The 25,048-nt window shown below is 66.8% G+C and carries 16 protein-coding genes; 11 read left to right on the forward strand and 5 right to left on the reverse strand.

Going from position 1 to position 25,048, the window contains the following annotated elements:
• Nucleotides 1–1,002: 1,002 nt before the first annotated feature.
• From GobsT_RS16145 to GobsT_RS16175, 7 genes are all read left to right on the forward strand, one after another.
• The gene (locus tag GobsT_RS16145) at nt 1,003–3,198 is read left to right on the forward strand and encodes a PSD1 and planctomycete cytochrome C domain-containing protein (protein WP_063744571.1); all 2,196 of its coding nucleotides are present in this window, start codon (nt 1,003–1,005) and stop codon (nt 3,196–3,198) included.
• A 6-nt stretch (nt 3,199–3,204) separates the two neighbouring features.
• Complete coding sequence (locus tag GobsT_RS16150; protein WP_010036579.1) at nt 3,205–3,531, forward strand: hypothetical protein; 327 nt, start codon at nt 3,205–3,207, stop codon at nt 3,529–3,531.
• Complete coding sequence (locus GobsT_RS16155; RefSeq protein WP_010036582.1) at nt 3,528–4,964, forward strand: DUF1501 domain-containing protein; 1,437 nt, start codon at nt 3,528–3,530, stop codon at nt 4,962–4,964. The genes GobsT_RS16150 and GobsT_RS16155 overlap by 4 nt, the downstream gene beginning before the upstream one ends.
• Nucleotides 4,965–5,286: 322 nt before the next feature.
• Nucleotides 5,287–6,276 carry a rhomboid family intramembrane serine protease gene (locus GobsT_RS16160; protein WP_261340040.1) on the forward strand — a complete coding sequence of 330 codons (990 nt, stop codon included), beginning with the start codon at nt 5,287–5,289 and terminating at the stop codon, nt 6,274–6,276.
• Nucleotides 6,277–6,470: 194 nt separating this feature from the next.
• Nucleotides 6,471–7,889 carry a DUF1501 domain-containing protein gene (locus GobsT_RS16165; protein ID WP_010036585.1) on the forward strand — a complete coding sequence of 473 codons (1,419 nt, stop codon included), beginning with the start codon at nt 6,471–6,473 and terminating at the stop codon, nt 7,887–7,889.
• A gap of 115 nt (nt 7,890–8,004) precedes the next feature.
• Entirely contained in the window at nt 8,005–9,399 is a 1,395-nt protein-coding gene (locus GobsT_RS16170) for a DUF1501 domain-containing protein (RefSeq protein ID WP_010036586.1), read from the forward strand.
• A gap of 39 nt (nt 9,400–9,438) precedes the next feature.
• A complete protein-coding gene (locus GobsT_RS16175) occupies nt 9,439–10,719 on the forward strand; it encodes a DUF4272 domain-containing protein (protein WP_010036587.1) in 1,281 nt (426 codons plus the stop codon).
• A 175-nt stretch (nt 10,720–10,894) separates the two neighbouring features.
• On the opposite strand, the gene GobsT_RS16180 is transcribed toward GobsT_RS16175, so the two are convergent.
• From GobsT_RS16180 to GobsT_RS16200, 5 genes are all read right to left on the reverse strand, one after another.
• Nucleotides 10,895–11,134, reverse strand: coding sequence for a hypothetical protein (locus GobsT_RS16180; protein WP_010036589.1), 240 nt, complete (start codon nt 11,132–11,134; stop codon nt 10,895–10,897).
• Nucleotides 11,135–11,612: 478 nt separating this feature from the next.
• Complete coding sequence (locus GobsT_RS16185) at nt 11,613–12,551, reverse strand: Beta-ribofuranosylaminobenzene 5'- phosphate synthase (mptG) (protein WP_010036597.1); 939 nt, start codon at nt 12,549–12,551, stop codon at nt 11,613–11,615.
• Entirely contained in the window at nt 12,548–13,171 is a 624-nt protein-coding gene (locus tag GobsT_RS16190) for a DUF447 domain-containing protein (protein WP_232068360.1), read from the reverse strand. The genes GobsT_RS16185 and GobsT_RS16190 overlap by 4 nt, the downstream gene beginning before the upstream one ends.
• A 32-nt stretch (nt 13,172–13,203) precedes the next feature.
• Nucleotides 13,204–14,661, reverse strand: a complete 1,458-nt coding sequence (gene pabB / locus GobsT_RS16195) for an aminodeoxychorismate synthase component I (RefSeq protein ID WP_210418840.1) — start codon at nt 14,659–14,661, stop codon at nt 13,204–13,206.
• Nucleotides 14,662–14,760: 99 nt separating this feature from the next.
• On the reverse strand, nt 14,761–15,882 hold the full coding sequence (locus tag GobsT_RS16200; protein ID WP_148087762.1) for a TlpA family protein disulfide reductase: 1,122 nt from the start codon (nt 15,880–15,882) through the stop codon (nt 14,761–14,763).
• A gap of 513 nt (nt 15,883–16,395) precedes the next feature.
• On the opposite strand from GobsT_RS16200, the gene GobsT_RS16205 reads away from it, so the two are divergent.
• From GobsT_RS16205 to GobsT_RS16220, 4 genes are all read left to right on the forward strand, one after another.
• Nucleotides 16,396–17,124, forward strand: coding sequence for a YfgM family protein (locus GobsT_RS16205; RefSeq protein ID WP_010042997.1), 729 nt, complete (start codon nt 16,396–16,398; stop codon nt 17,122–17,124).
• Nucleotides 17,125–17,245: 121 nt separating this feature from the next.
• A complete protein-coding gene (locus GobsT_RS16210; RefSeq protein ID WP_010042999.1) occupies nt 17,246–18,004 on the forward strand; it encodes a 3-keto-disaccharide hydrolase in 759 nt (252 codons plus the stop codon).
• Between the two features lie 1,180 nt (nt 18,005–19,184).
• Nucleotides 19,185–22,637 carry a hypothetical protein gene (locus tag GobsT_RS16215; protein WP_148087763.1) on the forward strand — a complete coding sequence of 1,151 codons (3,453 nt, stop codon included), beginning with the start codon at nt 19,185–19,187 and terminating at the stop codon, nt 22,635–22,637.
• 438 nt (nt 22,638–23,075) lie between these two features.
• A complete protein-coding gene (locus GobsT_RS16220; protein ID WP_197905120.1) occupies nt 23,076–24,629 on the forward strand; it encodes a purple acid phosphatase family protein in 1,554 nt (517 codons plus the stop codon).
• Nucleotides 24,630–25,048: the final 419 nt, after the last annotated feature.

Below are 25,048 nucleotides of genomic sequence, written 5' to 3' on the forward strand. Positions count from 1 at the left end.
TCTCGATCTTGTCGATGGTGGCAACTCGGCAGGGGCGGTGACGGTTTGGGGTATGAATCCATCGAAATCCAGGCAAATTGAGTGCGTTTGCCCGGGGTAGGGCCGCGATGCTGACCTTCAGGCCCAACCGTCGGTGCAACTCGGCCGGGTCGGCGCGGACCAGTTCCCGCACCCGCACGCGGCGAACGTGACCGGCCGGCTGGTGCTGCGTGTATGCGGGGCCAACGATCCGGTGGCCTTGAGCCGGCGCGCCCAGGACGCGCTCGCTGAGTACTTCTACGCCAGGGCAGGGGGCTTCAGCGCCAGCTGGCAGTCGGCCCACAACCCCTCACGCAAATCCATCGAATACGCACGTCTCGGAGGCTCCCGTAATGTCTCCTCCGTCGTACCCGAACTCAAACCGTCGCGCTACATCTTTCCCGTAACTGCTCGAGTTCGGCGAACACGTCCCCAACCCGGCCCTGCCAATACGCCGCGTTCCGGAAGTCGACGACCAGTTCGAAAGTGGTCAAATTCACAAGATCAATTGAGTGGCTGTATTCGCTCCCGTTGGACACGAACACTTTCCGCGGGGCGTTATCGAAGTGCCGCTCCTGACCCTACGCAGCCGTCATCGGTCCGAACGACGAACGCGCCTCGGGGCTCGCCACGCACGTCCTCACGACCCAGTTCGGGGACCACCCCGGGCGCGTCAGGGCGTCGTCGCCGGGCACCGGGGGCGTCGATGCAGTCGGGCGTTTGGAAGTCTCCGCCTCACCCGGCAGTACCTTCATCTGCTGCACGTGACGTACTCATGGCTCGCCCTCCTCATCAGTTACGACGAACACGCCCTACGCATTTGCCTCTTCCTCGCCGGAGGTCGCGAGGTGCATTACAAACCGCGACGTGACCCCATAACTGTTTCTGCTTGTTGTTTCGCTTGCTACCGTGCTCCGCAGCCGCGACAATCACGTTATCTCCCCCGCGGAAGCTCTCCAGCTTCGGGCTGCCACCGGAGCCGCCATGCCGACTCGTCTCCTCCTGACCTTTGCGGCCGTTGTCGCCCTCACGCTCCCATGCAGGGCGGCTGAGAAAGTGGACTTCGCGCGCGACATCCGCCCGATCCTGTCGGACAAGTGCTTCAAGTGTCACGGCCCCGGCACGCAAAAGGCCAAGCTGCGGCTTGACGACCGCGACGCGGCCGTCAAAAAGGGCGCACTTACACCCGGGAAGCACGCCGACAGCACACTGATCGAGCGCGTCCTGCTCGACGACAGCGACACGGGCCGGATGCCACCTCCTGACACTGCGGACCGGCTCACTCCCGAACAAATCGCGAAGCTCAAGAAGTGGATCGATGAGGGGGCCGAGTACCGGCCGCACTGGGCGTTCGTCCCTCCGAAACGCCCCGACGTTCCGAAGGCCGCGCCGGCCGCCAACCCGATCGACGCGTTCGTCCGCGCGCGGCTCGCCCAAGACGGGCTGGAGCCGGCGCCGCAGGCCGACAAATCGACGCTCATTCGCCGCGTCACGCTCGACCTCACGGGGTTGCTCCCGACCCCGAAGGAGGTTGAAGACTTCCTGGCGGATAAGTCGTCCGGCGCCTACGAGACGGTGGTGGACCGGTTGCTCGCCTCCCCGCACTACGGAGAGCGGATGGCGCGCCACTGGCTCGATCTGGCGCGCTACGCCGACAGCAACGGGTACACGATCGACGGCCCGCGGCAGATCTGGGCGTACCGCGACTGGGTCATTAAAGCCCTTAATTCCGACATGCCTTTCGACCAGTTCACGCGGGAGCAACTCGCCGGCGACCTGCTCCCGGGCGCGACACTGGACCAGAAGGTCGCGACCGGGTTCCACCGCAACACGGCGTTCAACGAGGAGGGCGGCACCGACCCCGAGCAGTTCCGGGTCGAGCGGACCATCGACCGCGCCAACACGACCGGTGCCGTGTGGCTGGGGCTCACGTTCGGGTGCGCCCAGTGCCACGACCACAAGTACGACCCGCTGCCTGCGAAGGACTACTACCGGCTGTACGCGTTCTTCGACAGTTGTGACGAGCCCACCATCCCGATCGGCGGGCCGGCGGACCTGGAAAAGCGGATCGCGGAGCTTCAAACGAAGGTCGCCACCGCCCGTCTAGCGGGCAACGACGCCGAAACCAAGAAGCTTTTGGCGGAGATCAAGAAGGTTCAGGGCCAGGTGCCCACGACGCTGGTGATGCGCGAGCGCGCGAAACCGCGGCAGACATTCGTGCAGGTCCGCGGCGATTTCCTCCGCAAGGGCGAGGAAGTTCAGCCGGGTTACCCCGCCGCCGTCGGAACCACGCCGGCCGAGAAGCGCCTGACCCGCCTCGATCTTGCCAAGTGGCTGACCAGTGCGGACAACCCGCTTACCGCGCGGGTGACGGTGAACCGCGCGTGGCAAACGTTCTTCGGACGGGGCCTGGTCGAAACGGAAAACGACTTCGGCCTCCAGGGCAGCTTCCCAACCCACCCCGAACTGCTCGACTGGCTCGCGGTCGAGTTCGCGTCGCCGTCGGGCCGGTGGAGTTTCAAGCGCCTGCACAAACTGATCGTGACATCGGACACCTATAAACAGTCGTCGGCGGCCCGGCCCGAGCTGGCCGAGAAGGACCCGCGTAACCTGCTCCTGGGCCGTCAGTCGCGGTTGCGGTTAGAAGCCGAGATCATCCGCGACGTGTCACTTTCGGCAAGCGCGCTGCTGAACCCGAAGCTCGGCGGCCCGGGCGTGTTCCCGCCGCAGCCGCGGGAGCTGTTCCAGTTCACGCAGAGCAACCACGCGTGGGCCGAGAGCAAAGGCCCGGACCGCTACCGACGCGGCATGTACACGTACATCTGGCGCCAGTCGCAGCACCCGCTGTTAGCCACGTTCGACGCGGCGGACGCGCAGGTGGCGTGTACGAAGCGGAACCGGAGCAACACGCCGCTTCAGGCGCTGCACCTGGCGAACGACCCGGCGTTCGTAGAGTTCGCCGAGGCGCTCGGGAAACGGATCGAGTCCTCAAGTCCGTCGGACGATGCCGGCAAGATCGCCTTCGCGTTCGCGGTGTGCTTCGCGCGCACACCGACCGACGCGGAGGCGAGCCGGGTTCGGTCGTACCTGGACGCCAGGCGCAAGGCCGACCCGAAAACGGCTTGGGCGGCGGTGGCCCGCGTGCTGATGAACCTGGACGAGTTCATCACGAGGGAGTGAGGAGTTATGGGGCTTGGTAGCCACGCCAACGTTCACAACACGTGCCTCCGACTCCTCGCCAGCAAAGGGTACGCGTTGCGCGTAACAGGCGAGGTAATTGAAGAGGGCCAGTTCCCAACGGACTGTCACTGGATCGCGGAGAAAGATGGTTTCTACTTCTGTGCTCACAATCCGATTGAGCTGCTCGGGCTGGTGGCCGTTCGCGATCACCTGCAACCTCAAGAAGACGTTCCGTACTGGTGGGCGATTCGCGGCGCGGATCTGAGTACCGAACTTTTGGAGCGGGCGTTCGGCGATTGCAAGCTCGGCACCGGGCGAGAGGCTCTTGAATGACCACCCACGAAATTGACGACGCCCTCACGCTGGCGCGTACCCGGCGGCACTTCTTCCGCGACTGCGGGGTCGGCATTGGCGCGATGGCCCTGGGCTCGCTCCTCGCGCGCGACTCGCGGGCGAAGGAGCGGACCGACCCGCTCGCGCCCAAAAAGCCACACTTCCCGGCGAAGGCGAAAGCAGTCATCTTCCTGTTCATGGCCGGAGCGCCGAGCCAGCTCGAGCTGTTCGAGCCGAAACCGGAGCTGAACAAACTGAGCGGCCAGAAGGTCCCCGAGACGTTCACCAAGGGCAAGCGGTTCGCGTTCATCAAGGGCGACGCGAAGCTGCTGGGGACGGTGCGGAAGTTCGAGAAGGTCGGGCAGTGCGGGATGGACGTATCCGAACTGCTGACCCACCACAAAGGGATCGTGGACGAACTGTGCTGGTTCCGCGGCATGAAAACGGACGTGTTCAACCACGGCCCCGCGAAGTGCTTTGTCAACACGGGCAGCCCGCAGTTCGGCCGCCCCAGTATGGGCGCCTGGCTCACCTACGGGTTGGGCAGCGAGAGCGACAGCCTGCCCGGGTTCGTGGTGCTGCAATCCGGCCCGCGCGGGCCGCGCGGCGGGGCGGCACTGTACGGCTCCGGCTTCCTGCCCAGCCTGTACCAGGGGGTGCCGTTCCTCAAAGGGCCGAGCCCGATCCTCGACCTCGCACCGCCGCCGCGGGTGAGCAACAAGGACCAGGGGGAGTTCGTTGAAGCCGTCGGCGACCTCAACAAACTCCGTCACGAGGCGACCGGCGATCCAGAAATTCAGACGCGCATCGCCGCCTACGAGATGGCCTACCGCATGCAGACCTCGGCCCCGGAGCTGATGGACCTCGCTAAGGAGGACAAGAAAACGCTCGCGGCGTACGGCGCGGAGCCGGGCAAGCCGAGTTTCGCGGCCAACTGTGTCCTCGCGCGGCGGCTCGTGCAGCGCGGCGTGCGGTTCGTGCAACTGTACCACACCGACTGGGACCACCACGGCGGCAGCCTGGACCTCACGAAGCCGCTGGAGAACATCTGCAAGGAGATCGACCAGCCCTGTGCCGCACTGGTCCGCGACCTGAAGCGGCTGGGACTACTCGACAGCACAATCGTGGTGTGGGGCGGCGAGTTCGGGCGCACACCGATGGGCGAAACGCGCGAGACCGTCGGCCGCGACCACCACATCGACGCCTACACGATGTGGGTCGCGGGCGGCGGGTTCAAACCGGGCCTCCTGCACGGCAAAACCGACGAGATCGGTTACAACGTGGTCGAGAACGAGGTTCACGTTCACGACCTGCAAGCCACGATCCTCAACCAGATGGGTCTGGACCACACGAAACTCACCTACCGGTTCCAGGGACGCGACTTTCGGCTCACCGACGTTCACGGCAAGGTCGTAAGAGACGCGCTGGTGTGATCGCGCCAGCACGGCCGCTTCGCCCCGACTCAACATCTACTTACGGACGACACCGATGGCCCAGTCGTGTCCCCATTGTGCCGCGCCGCTCCCAGACACCTGGGACGCGTTCTGCGGGTCCTGCCGCAACCCGTTGCCCGAGACTGAGGCCGCTCAGCCGACGGGTGCGGCGGATGTCGTAACGGAACCGGGAGCAACACAACCGGCCGAACCCCACACCGACGACCCAACGGCGCGGTTCTGGCAAACGCTCACCGAAATCACGCCCCGCCCGACCGTGACTCGCGTTCTCGTCGCGATCAACCTTGTGATTTTCGGGCTCATGGGAGCCTCCGGGTTGAGTCTGAACCAGCCGAGTCCCGCTGAACTACTGAAGTGGGGAGCGGACTTCGGCCCCAACACGCTTAACGGCGAGTGGTGGCGGGCGCTAACGTGCATGTTCGTCCACATCGGCATCCTACACATCTTGATGAACATGTGGGTGCTCTCGGCCACCGGACCGTTGGTGGAACGGATGCTCGGGAACGCGGGGTTCTTGGTCGCCTACTTGGTTTCGGGGCTGGGCGGGAGCTTGGCCAGCCTGTGGCTTAACCCGGGTGTCGTCAGTGCCGGCGCTTCTGGCGCCGTGTTTGGCATTTACGGCGCGCTGCTCGGGTTGCTCCAGCGCCAGCGGACATCGATCCCGCCGGCCGCGCTGACCGGCTTAAAAAACAGCGGGCTCGGGTTCCTCGCGTACAACGTGTTCTTCGGGCTGACGCAACCGAACATCGATCTCGCCGCCCACGCGGGCGGATTCGTCACAGGTTTCTTGTGCGGGTTGGTGCTGAGCCGGCCGTTCACCCCCGCCGGGGTCGCAGCGCGGCCGACCCGAAACTTCGTGACCGGTTTCGGCGGCTTTGTCGTAATCACGGTCGGGTTAACCCTTCTCTCCGTGGCGCCGCCGAAAATCGTTCTGATCGACCGGGAACTTGAGCGCTGCGAAGAGCTGGACAAGCGCGCGAGGCAGTTCATTCGCACCGGTCACGAACGCCTGTCTCGTGGCGATCTCGACGACAAAGCCTTCGCTGAGACGATCGAACGCAGTCTGTTGCCCGAATGGCGGGAGGCCCGCACACGTTTGGCCGCCCTTCGCGGAACGTCATCTCACGACGACGCTCACCTCACCTTGGTCCTCGATTACATGCAGCTCTGCGAAGAGGGTTGGACGCTGTACGCCGAGGCCGTTCGCACCGGAGACGATGGCAAGGCACAGGAAGCGGCTAACAAGCACAAACTGGCGGACGCCCTGGTTGACAAAATCCGAACGCACTAAGCGGCGAGCACTTCGCGTCACAACGGCCTGCTCGACCACCAGCACGTTCCACCGGGCGGAACCTCTCGTCATTCCAGAGCCTCCTCAACCTTCCCATTTCGTTCTTGAACCGCATTGCGCACGCGGTTACCTTTCAAACTCCTACCTTCAGTGGGTTCTAACCCACCTGCTGCCCCTTCCCCGGAAACGCTGCCATGCTCCGGGTCCTCGGCCACCCTTCCGCCGCTTGTGACGGTCTGACGCGCCGCGACCTGCTGCGCGCCGGTTCGCTTGCCGCGCTGGTCGGCGGCACCGCCGCGGTTCCTACTTCCGCTGTGACAGGCTCGGACGCATCGCCCGGAAAAAGGGCGCCGGCGAAGGCCGTCATCCTCATCGACCTGTACGGCGGCCCGTCCCACATCGACACCTTTGATATGAAGCCCAGCGCGCCGCCGGAAATCCGCGGTGAGTTCCGGCCCATACAAACAGTGCTGCCTGGAGTGCAAGTGTGTGAGCACCTGCCGTTGCTCGCCCAGCGGCTCAACAAGCTCGCGGTCGTGCGCAGCGTCACACACAAGTACAACTCACACAACCCTTACGGAGTGATGACGGGGTTTGACGGCGGGCAGGACCAAATGGACTACTTCGCCAGGCCCACCAACCACCCGAGCGTTCCGAGCGTTTGCCAGTACTTCGGGGTCGGCCACAGCCGCGATCTGCCGGGGTACGTGATGCTGCCCGCGTTCCCCGGGTACAGCCAGGGGCTCCGCCGCGCCGGCCCCTACGGCGGCTACCTCGGACCCAAATTCGACCCGGTGTTCAGCGTCGCCGACACCTTTTCGGGCAGCGACACGTCCAGCAACAAGGACTTCTACAACCCGCACGTCGCGCTCACCGGCGAGCCACGGTTGCCCAAAATTAGCGGCGAGTTGACGCTCGACGCACTGAACGGCCGCCGCTCGCTCGTGCAGCAACTCGAATCGAAGGCCGCGCACTTCGAGGCAAAGGGGCACGACTTGCGGCGCGACGCCGCGTTCGAGCTGCTGCTGTCGCCGAAGGCGAAAACCGCATTCGACCTCTCGAAGGAGCCGGAAAAGTTGCGCGACCGTTATGGGCGCGACGTGTTCTCGCAGAGCCTGTTGCTGGCTCGGCGTCTTATCGAATCGGGCGTGACGTTCGTCACCGTTCACACCGAGGCCAAGCCGAACGGCCACTGGGACACGCACAACAACAACTTCAACATGCTGAAGCACCTGCTGCTGCCGTTCCTCGACCGCGCGCTGTCGGCCCTGATCGACGACCTTACCGATCGCGGGTTGCTCGAGAGCACACTCGTGGTCGTGACCGGCGACATGGGCCGCACCCCCAAGGTGAACAGCGCCGCCGGGCGCGACCACTGGCCGCAGTGCGGGTTCTGCCTGTTCGCGGGCGGCGGCACGAAGCCCGGTATCGTCCACGGCGCGACGGACAAAATCGCCGCCTACCCGACCGATCACCCGGTGAGCGCCGGTGACCTCGTGAGCACCGTCTATCACCTCGTCGGTGTCGACCCGGAGGGCATGGTCCCCGATCACACCAACCGCCCGATTCACATTTCCCACGGCGGCAAACCGATCCGCGGGATATTGGCCTGACGCAAGCCGTTTCACCGCAGAGGGCACGAGAGTGCTCAGGAAAGACAAAAGGGCGATCCTTGGGCTAACTCCCCTCTGCGCCCTCTGCGGTGAAACTGATCTCCCGGAGAAACCCATGCTGCGCATCGGCGACTCGGCCCGGCTCGGGCGGCGCGACTTCCTCCGCGTCGGCAGTCTCGCACTCGGTGGCCTGTCACTTCCGTGGCTCCTGCCCACCACGCGAGCCGGCACGAAACTCTCGGAACTCGGGAAGCCGGTCACGGACAAAGCCGTCGTGTTCCTGTTCATGCACGGCGGACCGAGCCAGTTCGAGACGTTCGATCCCAAGATGACCGCGCCGGCCGAGATCCGCTCGGCGACCGGCGAAATCAAGACCGCGGTTCCGGGCGTCACCTTCGGGAGCGGGTTCCCCGAACTCGCGGCGCGCGCCGACCGGTTGTGCGTCGTGCGGTCGTTCGTCCCGGGCGACGGCAACCACGACATCAAGACCATCGTCGGCAAGGACTCGTACATGGCCAACATCGGCAGCGCGTACGCCAGCGCCGCCGGGGCCAGTTTGCCGGGCAACGGGTTACCCACCAACTGCGTGCTCTTCCCGCGCGCGGTCGATCCGGGCGCCGGGCCGGAGCAAAGCGGGTTCGGCAAGTTCGCATCGCACGGGCCGTTCCCCGCCAGCACTGCCCCCTTTCAACCCGACGGCAACGGGGCGCTCAAGAAGGACATGATGCTCAACCTGCCGGCGGACCGCCTCGACGACCGCCGCGCAATGCTGCGCGCGTTCGACGCCGCAAAATCGACCCGCGACGCGGGCTTCGATCAGATGGACGCGGCCCGCCAGAAGGCGTTCGGCATCCTTCTGGGCAACGCGGCCGAAGCGTTCGACCTCGCAAAAGAGGACCCGAAAACGGTCGCGCGGTACGACACCGAAAAGCTGTACGACGTGACCACGATCAACAAAAAGTGGAACAACTGGCGGCACTACACCGACAACGCGAAAACGCTCGGCAAGCTCATGCTGCTCGCCCGCCGGCTGGTGGAGCGGGGCGCGGGGTTCGTCACCGTCACGACGAACTTCGTGTGGGACATGCACGCCGACAGCAACAACGCGACGGTGACCGAAGGCATGGGCTACATGGCCCCGCCGTTCGACCACGCGGTCAGCGCGTTCCTCGACGACCTCAAGGCCCGCGGGCTCGAAGACAAGGTGCTGCTGGTCGCGTGCGGCGAGATGGGGCGCACGCCGCGGATCAACAAAACCGGCGGGCGCGACCACTGGGGCAACCTGGGGCCGCTCCTCCTGGCGGGCGGGGGCCTCCCGGGCGGCGCGGTGATCGGCAAGTCGAGCGCGAACGGCGGGGAACCGAACAGCGATCCGGTCAAGGTGACGAACCTGATCGGGACCATCATGAGCACGCTGTTCGACACCGGAAAGTTGCGCGTCACGCGCGGGGTCAGCCGCGAACTGCTTCAAATGGCCGATTACTCACCAATTCCTGGCCTGAACGGGTAAACTCGGGGCGCTCCGGCCTGACCCCGTGGAGTGCCGCCGATGGCCCAAGAACCGATCAACATCTTCGCCCGCATCGCGGACCCGGCGGGCGTCGCCGCGTTCCTGCGTGAGCACGCCCCGCGGGTCGAACTCGACGGCCCCGACGGCACCTGGGAGAACGCGGTCGTCACGTTCGGGCGCGGCCGATCGGAGCAAGTTCTGACATTCCGCCACAGCGCCGAGTACTACAGCGAACCGGGCTGGTCGGACCAAATGGCCGGGATGCGCGGGTACTTTGCGCGGTTCCCCGACACGCCCCGCAAAGAGAAGGTGCTGCTCCTCACCACCACGTTCCGGTTCTCGCTCGGCACCCTCTTCGAGCCGGACTTCGACCCCGACGGCGACCCGCGCCTGTCCCTCCTCTTCGCCCTCACCCAGGCCCTCGACGGCGTGCTGTTCACGCCGTCCGGTTTGCGCGACGCGAGCGGCCGGGTGCTCTTCAGCGCCCGCGGGGAAGAGGGCGAAGACCCCGGCGCCGAGTGGCCGAAAGTGCACGGATCGGTGTCGCTGGACAGCCCGCTCGGGGCGGCGATGCACGACGCCTCGCGCCCGCGGGCCGCGGACGAAGGGCCGCCGGAAGGCGCCGCCCCGCCCGCCCCGGGCCGGGTCGCCCGGCGGGCACTCGCACTGACCGCCGTCACCGCCCGCGCGATCCTCGAACAGGACGACCCGCAGTCTGAAACCGTCCAGCGAACTTATGCGGACCTGCTGGCGTGGGTCGGGGAGATCGGCATCGACCCGGAGTTCGAGCCGCCCGAGCGCGAGGTGCTCCACCGCCCGCTCGGACAGTTGACCGGCCGGCAGCAGGCCGACGCCACCTGGCGCCTCGAAGGGCTGGTCGTGCTCGCGTGGGCTCTGAAGCGGTACGAGATCCCGCCGCACGACGAGGTGGTGCCGCTCAACCCGCTCTGGTGCAGCCTCGGGTTGCTCAACGCCGGTGACGCACAGGACCTGCTCGCCCGGCCCGAGTTGCGGTCGCGGGAGGAGATCAGCGCGCTCCGCAACCGGCAGTTCGCGGTCCACTGGCGGCTGCGGGACCAGTACCTCGCGCCGAAGCCGATGGACTTCGCGGCGTTCGCCCGGACGTGCCGGTTCGGCCCGCTCGACATCACCGGGCTGCCGCTGGTGGAGGGCGATCTGGCGATCGGGGGCGAGCGCATCGACCGCGCCCCCCCAGAGCGGTTCCGCGCGGCGCTGAGCACGGCCCTGGAGCGACACGTCGCCGCCAACTGGCTCTGGGAGGGGCCGGAAACGTACTCCGAAGCCAGTTCGGCGACCTGACGCGTCGGGCCACCGGCGCCGAGTTCCGTTGCATGTCCCAGGGTGCACCCGTACTGGCCCTGGAAACTCCGGAACGCGCCGGTCACTTTAGCCAGTAGATCGGGATCGGCAGGGCGAGCAGTTCGCGGCGCGACAACGGGCGCCGGCTCACCGTGTACCGGTTGTTCCGATAACATCAGACCACTTCGGCACTCCCGGCGCGCTTCTGACGGTGCTGTTGAATCACGGCGTCGTACAGCGGCGGCTCCTGTGGGGTGCATCGCGCCGTCATCAGCACGGTGATCAGCCCCCACTTGCCGGCGCGGCAAACGCACAGTTGGCGGTTGTTCAGTTTGAGGGTGTGGTCCGGTTCCTCACGCCGAAGTGGCCGCCGAACGTAGCGGCTCGCGCGCAGCAGCCCCGACTTCGGACACACGTAGCACTGATCTCGGCGGTCGCTCGTGCGGAGGGGTTCCCCGTACCGACGCGCGTACGCCGCGCCGCGGCACCCCGTAGATCAGAACCGTGTTCGTGACGACATACTGAAACAAGTGCGTGAGGATGTGCTTCTGGACAACGTTCCCGCGGTCAACGTGGCGATAGCTTTCCGCGTAGATCTTGCCCCACGGCCGACCGACGTTTGCACTGAGGAACCGGCGGAGCGGGCCGAGGCGCTCGTTGAAGTGTTTCAGCCGGCCACCGTAACTGCGATTGATACCTTCACGAACGGGGCGGCGGGTCACCAGCGTCTAGACATTTTCCCACGCGCTTCTTGTAACCCTCACCGAGCCAACTCTCCGCTCGCGAGCGCCCGATCCGCGGGCGCTCGACCGGCACCTTGCCCATGCCCGATCGCATGACGCCTCCCGTTCAAGGGTCATCGATCAGACACCAGCTTTGCAGAGCGGCTCGCGTTACTCGCGTTCCACGCGGTGCCCGCTGGACGGGCGCGCCACGAAGCACGGCACCCGGCCGCGGAACCGGAGCACCAGCGAGAGGGCGGTGTCGGCGTCCGGCGCGAGCGCGAACACGGTCGGCCCCCACGAACTCTGGCTCACCCCGCGGACGCCCCGCGACCGCAGGTCGGCGACCAGCGCCTCCACCTCGGGCGAGGCGTACACCCCGCCCTGCGCCGCGGCGAACGGCTCCCCGGCCTTCCGGTTGAACTCGTACAGCGCGTCGCCGAACGCGTCCGAATCTCCGGCCCGCGCCGCCGGCAGGAGCGTCTCGTGGGCGAGACGCCGCAGCGCGTCCGGGGCGCCGCCCGCCGCAACCGAGAACGCGTGCCGCTCGCGCGCCCCATGCCAGCCGCCCGCGACGGAAGGGGTGAACACCACGACCCGCCATTCGTCCGGCAAATCGACCCGCGCCAGCAGCGGAGACACCGGTTCGCCGGGCAGTTTGCCGGCGTCTACCAGCAGCCCGCCGTGATCGAACCCGTGAACCCCAATGGCGGACCGCTCGCCGCGCCCCACCCGTGCCGCCAGATCGGGCGAGGGCAGTCCTGCTTCCCCGTGCGCCACCGCCAGCACCTTCGCCACCGCGAGGCCCAACTGCGTTCCCACGCCGAGCCCCGTGTGCTCCGCCGGGGCGCGCTCGATCAGCACCTGTTGCGGGCGGAGGCGGTCTTCGGGCACGGACCTCAGGAACCGCATCGCGAACACTTGCGCGCGGCTGGCGAGCGCCCCTTCGAACTGCCACCCCGCGGCGGGGCGCGCCGTCACCACCACGCCGGGCAGGTCCACCATCAGCCCGACGCCGCCGAACGCCCGCTCGCCGGCCGGCGGCGCGCCCGCGCCGGGCACGTGAAACAGCCCGGCGTGCAGCCGGCTCGGCGCAACCACGCGAATCATCGGCGCCCCTCTGCTTCGCGCAGTTTCGTTTCCAGCATCTCCATCGCCCGGTGCTCCGCCGGCCCGCCGGTCTTGCCCACAATCACGCGGAGTTTGGCGAACTCGACGGCCACTTCGGCCAATGGTATCAGGTGGAGCCGGGTCGCGAGTATGGCGGCCTCCACGACCGCGTGCTTCGCCCGGTTGAACCCGAAAAAGTCGCGCACCCGCCCGGCCCGCACCACCTCGGCCTCGAGACGCACCCGCGGGCCGCTCGCGTCCGCCGACCGGACCACGAACTCGAAGTACCGGCAGCAGTCTTCGAGCACGAAGCCGCTCACGCACTCGGCCGGGCGCGCGGGCGGCGCCTCGGGCAGTTGCCCGACCGCCGCCCGCGCGAGCAGCAGCACGTCGTCGGTGACGTGCAACACGCCTTCGGGCCGGCGCACCAGGTTCTGGTAGGTGTTGGAGGTCGGGAACGGGCGGAGCGTGAAGCGCGTGAAGTCGTCCGTAACCCAGGGTCCCATCGGCGCGAGGTGCAAGCCCCCGTCGGCGTCGGTGGTGGTGACGAGCGCTTCGAGGATCATTAGCACGGCCCGCGTTTCAGGTCTCGCGCCCGGGTCGAGCGCCGGCAGCGACATTGCCGCTGTCCGACGGGACCGGGAGCCTCAACTCACAAACTTCGTAGCAAGCCGGCGGCTTTGTGGAGGGTCTCTTCGTACTCGCGGGCGGGGTCGCTGTCGGCGACGATCCCGCCCCCGACCGGGAACTGCACCCACCCGCCCCCCGCGGTGAACGTGCGGATCAGGATATTCGTGTCCATCGCCCCGTCGAACCCGACCCACCCCAGGCACCCGCAGTACGGGCCGCGAGCCGTCGGCTCCAACTCCGCGATGATCTCCATCGCCCGCACCTTTGGCGCCCCGGTCACGCTCCCACCGGGAAACGATGCCGTCAGGAGATCGAGCGGCCCGACCTCGGGCTTCAACTTCCCTCGCACCTCGGAAACCAGGTGGTGGACGAACCGGAACGTTTCCAGTTCGCACACCCGCGGCACCCGCACCGAGCCGAACACCGACACCTTTCCGATGTCGTTGCGGAGCAGGTCCACGATCATCACGTTCTCGGCCCGGTCTTTCGGACTCGTGACGAGGTCGCGAACGAGGGCCGCATCTTCTTCAGGGGTCCGCCCGCGCCGGCGTGTGCCCTTAATCGGCCGCGTTTCAACCGCGCCGTCGGCGTGTACCCGCAAGAACCGTTCCGGTGACGCGCTGAGAAGCTGGTAGTCGCCCAGATCGAAGTACCCGCCGAACGGTGCGGGGTTGAGGCGCCGCAACCGGCCGTACAACTCCAACGGGTGCTCGCGGAGCGGGGCGAGCAGCCGCTGCGACAGGTTCACCTGGAAGCAGTCACCGGCGTGAATGTACTCGACCGCCCGGCGCACCGCGTCCTCGTACCCGGCGCGGTCGAAGTTGCTCGTCACCCCCGGGAAACCCGGCAGCGCGTACTGTGGGGCGGGGTCGATTCGCTCGCCCAATCGGGGCAAGTGGGACGCTCGCTCCGACTGGTCTGTGCGCAGCACCTGCAACGCCTCTTGAAGGCGTGCCGCGGCTCGTTCAACACGTTGCGAGCGGTCACCGGGCGCGAACGGAAAACCGGACGAAACCAGCCACGCCCGGCGTGACGTGTGGTCGTAACTGAAGACCCAGTCGTAAAAGCCGAGCACAACGTCGGGAACCCGGAACTCGTCGTACCGGGTCTGGGGAAGACGCTCCAGCGAGCGCCCGTACCCGTAGCCGAAACAACCGGCCAGCCCGCCCTGAAACGGGGGCAGATCCGATACCGTCGTGAGAGCGCACTGACGGAGGCGAAGTTTCGCTCGCTCCAGCGGGTCAAACGGCGTACCACTTTCCCCCTCGTTCCCGTTCGTTTCTCCACCCGCCGGCGGTTGGGTGAGTAAAGTGACACGCGGGTCGGCCGCAACGTATGAATACCGCCCACGCTCAGTGTGTTCCTCGGCGCTGTCAAGGAAGAGAAGGTGCGGAAGGTGTGACAGCTTCCGTGCGACGGCCCACGGGCTCGGGGCGGGGATCAGTTCCACCGCCAGTGGGGCATCGGGAGGGACGGGCACGGGGACGGCATCGAATTGAAGCGGCTCACCCGTGTCCATGAAGGGCATTCTATTGAGCAAAACGGCCCGCGGTGCGGACACCGCGGGCGGGGGTGGCGTTCAACCTTTTGCCGCTACGGCGGCCTTCACGAGTTCGTCGACCGCCCGGTCGAGTTCCTTGTCGTCGGGCGCGCCAGACCACTTGTGCCGCACCACACCGGTGTGGTCGATCAGGTACAGCGTCGGGAACCCGCGGACGCGGTACGTCTTGAGGATGGCCGTTTCCGGCCCGTTGTCCCACCAGTGCGTCCAGGGCATCGGCTCCTTCTCCAGGAACTTTTGCAGCGTCTCCTTCTTGTCATCGACGCTCACACTGATGAGTTCGAACGGCTTGCCCTCCAGCCGCTTCACCATCTGCCGCTCGTGCGGGATCATCGCCCGGCACGGCGGGCACCACGTGGCCCACACATCGAGCAGCACCACCTTACCCTTGGAGCTTGATAGTTTCACCTTCTTGTCGTCGAGCGTCAGGGACTCCACGTCCGGGGCGGCTTTACCGACCCCCAGATTCAGTAGCGCGTTCAGCCCCTTGATCTCCTGCGCCGCGAACTTCGACACGGTGCCGCCGCTGCCGACCTTGGCGTCCGGGGCCTCTTTCGCCGCCGCCTCGAACAGCGCGACCGCCTGCTTCACCACGTCCGCCAGTTTCTTGTCGTCGTCCTCTTCGTCCACGGTCCGCGCCAGGGCGTACCCGCGGAGGAACATCGCGACGGCTTTTGACTCCTTGTCGCTGCCGCCGGCGGCCACGGCCTTGAGCAGTTTGTCGCCGGACGCGCCGACCCGCATCGCGGAAACGAGCAGGTCCTTCATCTTCGGGTTCGCGGCGTGGTGCTCGGCGAGCAGCGCGATCGCCTTCGCCACGTCGTCCCCGCCGGCCCCGGCGTTACCCGCGATCTGGAGCACGAACGCCGCGGCCTCGAACCCGACCGCGTCCTTCGGGTCGTCCTCGGCGATCACGAGCACCTTGCCCGCGGTGAGCAAGGCCAGCTCGCGCACCTCGGCCTGGATCGCCCGGGCGTCGTCCGGGCTCTTGGCCTTCTGGAGCCGCTCGGACAGGTCCTTGTTTTCCTCCTCGAACCGTTTCTTTTGTGTCGCCAGTTTCTCGGCCCGGGCCTGGTCCTGAGCAAATGCGAACCACAATCCGACCGACAGCGACAGCGCGGCCGCGCAAAGGAAGCGCATCGTGGTGTCCATAAAAGGGTGAGATGGCCGCCGGCGGCCGGTCCATTCAGTTTACGCCGGAATGTAAGGCGATCAAAGGGAAACAGGCCGCGTCTTCGCGTGAGGTGGAGGTCTTGTGGCTCTCGGAGCGCGGGATAGGACAAACCGGGGCGTTCGGCCGCAATTATTTCGCGTGGCTCGCCACGCCCGGACCGCGTTTCCTTGTCGAAGAATTGAATGGGGCCAGTAGCAGTCGAATGGGGTACGGCGGCGCACGGATGTAACCTGGGCAATGTGGGTAAGCGGCCGAGCAACTTGCCACGGCAGCAACAGATTACAGGTCAATCACTTACGAGGCCGCATCCTGTTGCTGGCCGACCGGATTTGACCTCTCCGTTATCTTGGGTATGTGAACTCCGCACGACGAGCCGGTTGGCGACCGCAGTTTTTCTTTCCGCGAGGCGCAAGCAGCACCAGGCGCCGCGTTACAAGCGTGCCCCGGCGGCAGTGTCCGGGCCGCGAGGAGCCTGACCCATGACCCACTCGAACGCGAATCAGCCGAGCCTCGAATCGCTTACGCTGCGATTCCTTGCCACCCGTTCAGACGCCACCACGGCAGTCGAACGCGGCGAGAGCGAAGTTGAACCGCACGAAGTGGCGGCTGGGTTCCGGGTCGACCCGCGGACGGCTTGGATCGACGCCAACAGTCACACCACGGGCTCCCCGGGGCCGCTGCCGACCGAGTGGGCAGCGCTGGTGAGCCAGCCGTCGGCAGCGTTCGCCATACCGATGGCCGCCGGGCACTTCCCGCAGCGAGTTAAAGATCTGCAACCGCTGCTCAAGCAGTTCCGACCGGCCGATCTGCGGCCCACGGGCGAAGAGGCCGCGATCCCGGCGTTCACCGGCCTGCGGGCGTGGGTTCAAAAGAACGCCAAGTCGAACGCCCTGGTGGCCGCCGGCATCGCCCGAACGCTGGGCGACTTTGAAACTGCTGAGGCCTTGCTTGCCGGAGCAAATGAGACGGGGAACGAAAAGGCCGCATTACTGTGGCAGAGCGGTAAGAGTGAGGAAGCTCTCGCCACCTGGAACGCAACGGCCGCAACGCCCGCGGTGCTGTTCAACCGCGGGATGGCGGAACTGTTTCTCGGCCGGTTCGCCCAGGCCCGCGCGTCGCTTCAGAAAGCGATCGACGCCATCCCGGAAGCGAGCGGGTGGAACGCGCTCGCCCGGTTGTACCTCGCGGTGGCTGAAATCCACGGGTAACGAATACGGTACTTTGCACGTGCCACCGGCGCGTGCCCGCCCTCTGCTCCAACCCCTTGCCCTCGCCTCGGGCCGCGGGTAGCCTGATGCCGCCCACCTTCCTCGCATCTTGGAGCAGATCATGAAAGTCCGCCTTACGGCGGTCGCGATCGCGGTCGCGATCGTCACCACATCAGTACGATCCGAAGACAATAAGGCCCCGGCCGGGTTTACGGCGCTGTTCAACGGTAAAGATCTGACCGGTTGGAAGGGTCACACCACGATGACCGAGCGGGCCAAACAGAAGCCCGAAGACCTCGCCAAACTGCAAGCCACTCGCACCAAAACCGCGTTCGAACACTGGAAGCTTGTCGACGGCGCAATCCACTGCGACGGCAAGGGCGGCGTCAGCCTCGTGACTGAGAAGGATTACGGCAACTTCGAGCTGTTGGTGGACTGGAAAATCGCCAAGAAAGGCGACAGCGGCCTGTACCTGCGCGGACAACCGCAGGTCCAAATTTGGGACTCGGACAACGCCGGCGGCGGGCGCATCGAAGATCCGGGCACCGGGTCCGGCGGTCTGTGGAACAATCCGCTCCCGCCGAACGCCGAAAAATCAGCGGACGTGGCGCTGAGACTGCAAGAAGGCCGCAAGGTTGGAAAAGTCCCGCTGACGAAGGCCGACAAGCCGGTAGGCGAGTGGAACACGTTTCACATTACCGTGATCGGCGACGAAGTGACCGTGAAACTCAACGGCACGCTCGTGGTCGATAAGGCCAAATTGCTCAACTTCTGGGAACGGGGCAAACCGGTTCCTGAAACAGGGCCGATCGAACTCCAGTTCCACGGCGACCCGCTCTGGTTCAAGAACATCTATATCAAAGAGCTGAAGAAGTCGTAACGACCGCAACTCAAGCGCCTCACGCTTGCTGCACGACATCATCAGAGGCCCGAACCCGTTCCAAAGGGTGCGGGCCTCTCACTTCACGTGAAGAAGCTCGCCCCGGCCTGGGGCAACCAGCGCTCAATCGGCTGCGCGAGCACGCAGCCCTTTTCCAGTAGTTCCAATTTACAAGTCGGGAACCCGTGCAGCCCAAGCCCCGGGCCGTTCGTGTGGCTTTGAGCCTCACGTGGAACTTGGAACTCCTGCATTCGGCTCAATAGGCCGGTGGATCTACGAAGCCTGTGATTGGGCCACGGAGGACGGTTCCGTGGACAAGAGCATGGGGCTGGTCGTCTCGCCAGCGGCAACTACCAAACGACACCAGCGGGTCCACAGGCGGCCCGAGATCGCCAGAGGGTAAGGGATGGGTACGGTGTTCAGCTATGCCCGGTTGGTCGCGGGCTCCTGCTTGGTGTTCTGGGGCCTGTGGCTCGCCTTCCGCTCGAACGGGGTAGCCCCGGCTCTCGGGATCATTTCGAGCGGAGTCGGGTTGGCTGCCGCCCTTCATGAGACGGCATACGTTGCCGCCCGATACCTTCGCGCCCCTCAGCTCCCGAGGTAGCAGTTGCGGAGGACACCGCCCGCGCATTCGGGACGCACCACATCCTCCATCATGGCGGTGCAGGTGAGTTCATTGTTGGACCACATGAGAGGGGCGTCCGAAGTGGTTGTCGGCAACTGGATGGGCAGTCTGTACACCGTCACCGGTCGCCGCTGGGACTTGTTCTTGTTCCTCGACAGCGACAGCCGGTACGAGCGAACGGTGCGCCTGGAACCGGACCACGAGCGCCGGGACGCCGGCCGGTGGGAGTCCGCCGAGGCCGATGGCACGAGTGGGCACCGAGAAGGTTGGAAGAGAGTTTTGAGAGAATCGCGGACTCGGACAAGCGGAAATCCGTCACCCCGTCGGGACCGAGCTTCCGCCCGAAGGGTTTGAACGCGAGTTTCTCCGGCTTGTTGCCTCGTAATACCTGCGGCTCGGCGGGAGCGGTACGTGTGCGCCACGCAGTAATAGGATCCCAGCGCGAGCGTTGTTGCCGTTCCCGCGCGCGTGTATTCTATTAGCGCTTCTACCTTCAAGCTGCCGACCCGCCTGCGGACGGGCGGACCGGTCGTTCGTCACCCACGGGGTCGCGCCATGTCGCCCGTCGTACTGTCCTGTCCGGCGTGTAAGTGCTCGCTTCGCGCCTCCGGTGTGCAACCCGGCCAGCGGATCCGTTGCCGGAAGTGCGGCGAGGTCTTTGCCGCACCGTCAACGGCGGCCGTACCGGTTCGGGAACCCGCTCCGGCCCCGTCGCGTCCCGCCCCCGAAGACGCCGCAGCCGCCGACGCAACGGTTTCAAACACGACCGCAAGCGCCCTCGAGCCGATCCCGGAGGAGTCCGACGACGCGCCGGCGCCAACGGGTGACGAGCGGACGGCGAAGGACCGCACCGGGCAGCCTCGCGCGAAGGCGAAACCCGGCGGCGTTATCAAGGGGCGCCCCGTATCCAGGAGGCCCCGTGACAAGGGACGGGAGCGCGACCCGCGCCCGCGCAAGAAGCCGCAGGGCGTCAGCCCGCTGCTGATCCTCGGCGGGCTCGCGGTAGGTGGGTTCGTGCTGCTCGCCACCGTGGCCGGCGTGGTCCTGTACTCCTGGCACGAGTCCGCACAGAAGGCCGAGGAGGTCGCTCAGGCCGAGGCGCGCGAACGGGCCGAACGCGCCCAGCGCGACGCGAACCCGCCGCCGTTCGTCCCCGCCCCCCCGATCCCTTCCACACCGCCCGAGCGCCCGACTCTGCCGGCGAACCCGTGGGCCCAACCGCTCAACCCGCCGCCGCGGCAGCCGTTCGTCCCGCCGGTCCTGCCCTCGCGCCCGCCCGTCGAGCCCGCGACTCCAAAGCCGCCGGAGAAGGCGAAGCTCACGTTCCCGCCGGCCGCGCCCGTGCCGCTCAAGCCCGCGCCGCTGGCCGAAGCGAAAACGGAGCTGAAGCTCCCGGGCACCGTCACCGACGCGTGCGTCGGCGGCGGCGGTCGCTTCTGGTGCCTGATGATCGGCGACTCGAAGCAGGTCGCGGTGTTCGACGTGAACCGGGCGAAGGTGACCAAGTTCCTGCCGGTCGCGGGCGGCAAGATGGTGATGGCCGCCGGGATGAACAAGCTGGTGGTCGGGTACCCGGACACCGGCGCGCTCACACGGTTCGACCTCACCACGCTCGAAAAGGAGGTGACGGTCCAGTCGCCGGTCGAGAAGTTCGACGCGCTCCTACTGGGGGCCGCGTCCGCAGGGCCGCTGTTCCTCGGGCGCACGCCGGTCGATCTCCAGACCTTCAAGCTCATGGACGCACCGGCCCCTCCTGCGGGCTTTGGGCTGTACGGCCGGCGCCACTCCCGGATCAGCCCGGACGGCCACGTCATCGGGTCCTGGAGCACGGAGTTCTCGCCGTCCGGGCTGAACGTCGCCACGTTCGGGGACACGTCGGTCAAGCCGTTCAGCGAGCACACCTCGGTCGGGTTCGTGCTCCCCGCGGCCGACGGCACCACGGTCACCGCGGCGGGCGTGTACGGCCCGACCGGCAAGAAGCTCGCCGGCCCGGACGGGTACTTCTTCCGCACGCCGGCCCAGGAGGGCGGCTTCTATCTCACCATCCCCGGCGGGGGCGGGGCGCAGGTGAACACCGGGATGGGCGACGTGGCCGGGCCGACCACCGTGTACGCGACCGGCGACGCCCGCGCGCTGGTGAAGCTGTCGGATGTCGAACTGCCGGCCGGCAACGAGGCGTGGGCCGGGACCGATTTCCTCGCCGACAAGAAGGTGCTGTTCACCACCACCGGCCAGCTCATCGCGGTGCTGGCCCCGTCCGGCGACAAACTGGTCCTCCACAAGTTCGATCTGGAGGCGACGCTCGATAAGGCAGGGGTCGATTACCTGTTCGTGACGAGCCGCGCCCCCGGCGCGGTGCCGGGGCGAGTGTTCCGGTACGCGCCGGAGGTGCGGTCGAAGAAGGGCGGGGTGAAGGTCAAAGTGGACGCCGGCCCGGGCGGCATGGCGGTGGACGCGAGCGGCGTCGTCACCTGGCCGGTGCCAAGCGACTTCTCGGGCAGTGAGAGCGTGATCCTCACGGTGACGGACCGGTCCGGGCAGGAGATCTTCCACACATTCACCCTCGCCCCGGCGGCGGCCACACCCGGCCCGGCGGCGGCCACACCGGCGCCGGCGCCGGTGATCGGGGGGCCGGCGCAGGTGACGCTGGCGCCGAACCTGAGCCCGCTCCCGGCCCCTCCCGCCGGCGCTCGTCCGGGGCTGGTGCGGCCCGCCGCGAAGCCCGCGCCCATCACCCCGACAAAAGCAGCGGATAAGGCCGAACTGAAACTGCCCGGGACCGCGGACGCGACCTGCTTCGGCGGCGGCGGCCGGTTCGTGCTGCTCCGGATCCCGAAAGAGAAGAAGGTCGCGGTGCTGGACGTGTGCGAGGGCAAGATCGTCAAATACGTCCCGATCCCGGAGGACGGCGCCCTGATCGCGGCCGGAAACGAACACCTGTTCGTGCTGGCCCCGACGGCCAACGTGATCCAGCGGTGGAGCCTGACCACGTTCGAGAAGGAGGCGACCGTTGCGAACCCGCTGAGCGGTACGCCGCGGCAACTCCTGATGGGCCACGCAACCGACGGCCCGCTGTTCGTGGTCGGTCCGAACCGAATGCTGGACCCGAAAACGTTCAAAGCGCTGGACCTCCCGGCCGAGGCGAACGGCCGCGGGATGGGCGCGATGAGCGGGCACCCGCAGCACCCGCCGGCGGTCCGGGTCTCGGCCGACGGGCGCGTGTTCGCGTGGTGGACCCAGGGGCTGAGCCCGTCCGGGCTGTCGAGCATGGTGCTCGGCGAGTCGAGCGCGAAGGCGCACTACGAACACACCACCGTCGGCGCCATCCTGCCGGGGCCGGATGGCACGCTGTTTACTGCCGGGGGCCTGTACACCCCGGAGCTGAAGCCCATCGGCGAGACGGGCCGGTACCAGTACTGGCACCACGTCCCGGTGCCGGCGGCGCACGGCCGAATGTACCTGTCGGTCGCCGCGGAGGACTTTCCCGGGCAGGGCCGGGCCGCTTCGAAGGTGGCGCTGAAGATGGTGGGCGACGACAAGGCGCTTGCGAATCTGAGCGGGCTGGACGGGCTCGACGTCCCCCGGAACAACAACCAGACGATGGCGCGGGGCCTGCAAATGGCCGACCGCGTGTTCCTGGTGCCCGACGCGAAGGCGCTGGCCGTTCTGCACGCCAGCGCGGACAAAGTCACCGTCCACGCGTTCGACGTGGAAGCGATGCTCGCGAAAGCGGGCGTAGATTACCTGTTCGTGGCGAGCCGCCCGCCGGGCGCGACGCGTGGCGCGACGTTCAGCTACAAGCCCGAGGTGAAATCGCGTAAGGGTGGGGTGAAGATCAAACTGGACGCGGGTCCGGAAGGGATGAAAGTTGCGACCGACGGCACCGTCACCTGGGACGTTCCGAAGAACTTCAACGAGGCATCCGTGTCGGTGATCCTGACGGTTTCCGACAAATCCGGGCAGGAAGCGTTCCACTCGTTCACGCTGCCGGTCGCTCCGCGCCCGTAGTTCGGTCGGGGGCACCGGGTTGCAGTTGCCCCTCGCCCGAATCCGCGAGCCCGCTCCATCCGGGGGTGCCACCAATTCGCACCGTTGTTCGCACCGCCCCCGGCACGGTTCTCAGTAGTCCCAGGTAGAAGTTGCGCGCACCGATTCGGGCGGGCCGGAATCCCGGTCCGCCCGAGTCGGTGTCGTTTTTGTCGCTCCCGCTCCAAGCAAATACACGCCGAACACGTGGTCTCGGGCCTTGCCGGGTCAGCATCCGACACCCGCTTCCGCTTTTGGAAGTGGTTCCGGCAACGCATCTTCAAGGGGCGGTCGCACGACACCGGTCGGGTGTGCGGCGGACGACGGGTTGCTGTCGCGAGTTTCGCCGAAACTTCATGCCGCTCGTCGCGTCCGGTACGGCATCCTGTTGCTGGCCGCTCCTGACACTGAGGACCCTTCATGTACGTTCGCTGCCGCGTCGCTGCTTTATGTTTCATGGTCGGAGTGGTCGCGTGGTGTGCGCCGCTCGCGGCGCAGGACGAGACGCCCAAGAAGGCGCCGCTCACGCCGGAAGAAAAGGCCCGGGCCGAGAAGGACCGGAAGGCCGCCGCGGCGGCTGCGGAGGCGCAGAAACAGACCTGGCTGACCGTCTACAAGCCGACCCACGTTCCCGACCGCGTCATTCTGACCTGGAACGGCGACCCGGCGACCTCCCAGGCGGTCACCTGGCGCACCGCCACTACCGTGACCAAGGCCGTCGGGCAGATCGCTCTCTCGGAGAGCGGTCCGGGGCACGACCCGCTCACCGCCAAAATGCGGCCGGTCGCCGAGAAGGTGACCACCGTTGCGGCGAAAACCGAGTTCCTCCGCTCGGACCTCTTCGAGGCCAACTACCACAGCGTCAGCTTCACGCAACTGAAACCGAAGACCCGGTACGTGTACCGCGTCGGTGACGGCAGCAGCTGGAGCGAGTGGTTCGAGTTCCAGACCGCCAGCGACCGGCCCGAGCCGCTCCGGTTCATCTACTTCGGCGACGCGCAGAACGAGGTCAAGTCGCACTGGTCGCGGGTGGTCCGCGGGGCCTACTCCGACATGCCCAAGGCGAACTTCATCCTGCACGCCGGCGACCTCATCAACCGGGCGAACGCCGACGGCGAGTGGGGCGAGTGGCACCAGGCCGCCGGGTGGATCAACGGGATGGTGCCGGTCGTCGCGACGCCGGGCAACCACGAGTACGGCGCGCCCCCCGGAACGCCCGCGAAGGTAGACGCCAAAGCGGATGCTGCCGAGCCGAAGAAGGAGGCCCGCAAGGGCCGGCTGAGCGTGAACTGGCGGCCGCAATTCACCCTGCCGGAGAACGGGCTTCCCGGACTGGAAGAGAGCGTCTACCACTTCGACATTCAGGGTGTACGGGTCATCAGCCTGAACTCGAACGAGCGGCAAGAGGACCAGGTGCCGTGGCTCGAACAGGTGCTGGCGAACAACCCGAACAAGTGGACCGTGGTCACCTTCCACCACCCGATCTACTCGACCGCGAAGGGGCGCGACAACAAGAAGCTGCGCGAGCTGTGGCGCCCGCTGCTCGACAAGTACACCCCCGACCTGATCCTCCAGGGGCACGACCACACCTACGGCCGCAGCGGGGTGATGCGCGAGGACAACCTGATCACCGGGGCGCGGCTGCGGGACGAGAAAGGGAGCGTGTACGTGGTGTCGGTGAGCGGGCCGAAGATGTACAACCTCGAAAAGGAAGACTGGATGCAGTCGAGCGCCGCGGACACGCAGCTCTACCAGCTCATCACGATCGACGGCGACACGCTCCACTACGAGGCCCGCACCGCCAACGGCACGCTGTACGACACGTTCGACCTGACCAAGGCGCCCCCGGCGCCCGAGGCGCCGGCAGAGGCGCCGAGCGGGTTCGGAATCGGGGCGTGGGTGGCGGTCGGTGTGGTCGCCGCGGTAATCGGGCTGCTTGCCATCCGCCGGGTGATCCGCCGCGCCGCGGCGTAGTGGTTCCCGGTGTTCCGAATGCAGCCGTTTCAATTTCCAGGTTCCAGGTGATGTTAAAGGCACACGAATGGCCCGGAGCTTGCGTTGCGCGGGTTCCCGACTTGGAAACTGGAACTTGAAACTACGGAACGGGTGCGTGAAAGCCGACCGGGTGCGCACCCGATCGGGCGGATCAAGGGTAACGGTTGTGCCGACTTAGGTTGTAATGCGGTTCGACGGCCTGTGCTCGAACCGCCGGCGCCAACCCTTGGGAGCGAGCTGGACCCACTCGGGGTGTAACGGGGGTTACAGTTCGGTCCACTTGAGTGTCCGATGGTGTGCGTGCTGGACGTTCGCGGGCGTTGAGCTGCCGATTCGCTACCCGTTCGCTGCCGTGCCGCTACCACTGAATTCCGGCCGCAAAACCGGGATAATGATCA

It is taken from the genome of Gemmata obscuriglobus (assembly GCF_008065095.1).
GTDB classification, from domain to species: Bacteria; Planctomycetota; Planctomycetia; order Gemmatales; family Gemmataceae; genus Gemmata; species Gemmata obscuriglobus.

Excerpts from the sequence above, each read along its gene's own strand:
- GobsT_RS16145 (WP_063744571.1), top strand. The coding sequence starts at position 1,003 with ATGCCGACTCGTCTCCTCCTGACCTTTGCGGCCGTTGTCGCCCTCACG.
- GobsT_RS16150 (WP_010036579.1), top strand. The coding sequence starts at position 3,205 with ATGGGGCTTGGTAGCCACGCCAACGTTCACAACACGTGCCTCCGACTC.
- GobsT_RS16155 (WP_010036582.1), top strand. The coding sequence starts at position 3,528 with ATGACCACCCACGAAATTGACGACGCCCTCACGCTGGCGCGTACCCGG.
- GobsT_RS16160 (WP_261340040.1), top strand. The coding sequence starts at position 5,287 with ATGGGAGCCTCCGGGTTGAGTCTGAACCAGCCGAGTCCCGCTGAACTA.
- GobsT_RS16165 (WP_010036585.1), top strand. The coding sequence starts at position 6,471 with ATGCTCCGGGTCCTCGGCCACCCTTCCGCCGCTTGTGACGGTCTGACG.
- GobsT_RS16170 (WP_010036586.1), top strand. The coding sequence starts at position 8,005 with ATGCTGCGCATCGGCGACTCGGCCCGGCTCGGGCGGCGCGACTTCCTC.
- GobsT_RS16175 (WP_010036587.1), top strand. The coding sequence starts at position 9,439 with ATGGCCCAAGAACCGATCAACATCTTCGCCCGCATCGCGGACCCGGCG.
- GobsT_RS16185 (WP_010036597.1), bottom strand. The coding sequence starts at position 12,551 with ATGATTCGCGTGGTTGCGCCGAGCCGGCTGCACGCCGGGCTGTTTCAC.
- GobsT_RS16190 (WP_232068360.1), bottom strand. The coding sequence starts at position 13,171 with ATGTCGCTGCCGGCGCTCGACCCGGGCGCGAGACCTGAAACGCGGGCC.
- GobsT_RS16200 (WP_148087762.1), bottom strand. The coding sequence starts at position 15,882 with ATGCGCTTCCTTTGCGCGGCCGCGCTGTCGCTGTCGGTCGGATTGTGG.
- GobsT_RS16205 (WP_010042997.1), top strand. The coding sequence starts at position 16,396 with ATGACCCACTCGAACGCGAATCAGCCGAGCCTCGAATCGCTTACGCTG.
- GobsT_RS16210 (WP_010042999.1), top strand. The coding sequence starts at position 17,246 with ATGAAAGTCCGCCTTACGGCGGTCGCGATCGCGGTCGCGATCGTCACC.
- GobsT_RS16215 (WP_148087763.1), top strand. The coding sequence starts at position 19,185 with ATGTCGCCCGTCGTACTGTCCTGTCCGGCGTGTAAGTGCTCGCTTCGC.
- GobsT_RS16220 (WP_197905120.1), top strand. The coding sequence starts at position 23,076 with ATGTACGTTCGCTGCCGCGTCGCTGCTTTATGTTTCATGGTCGGAGTG.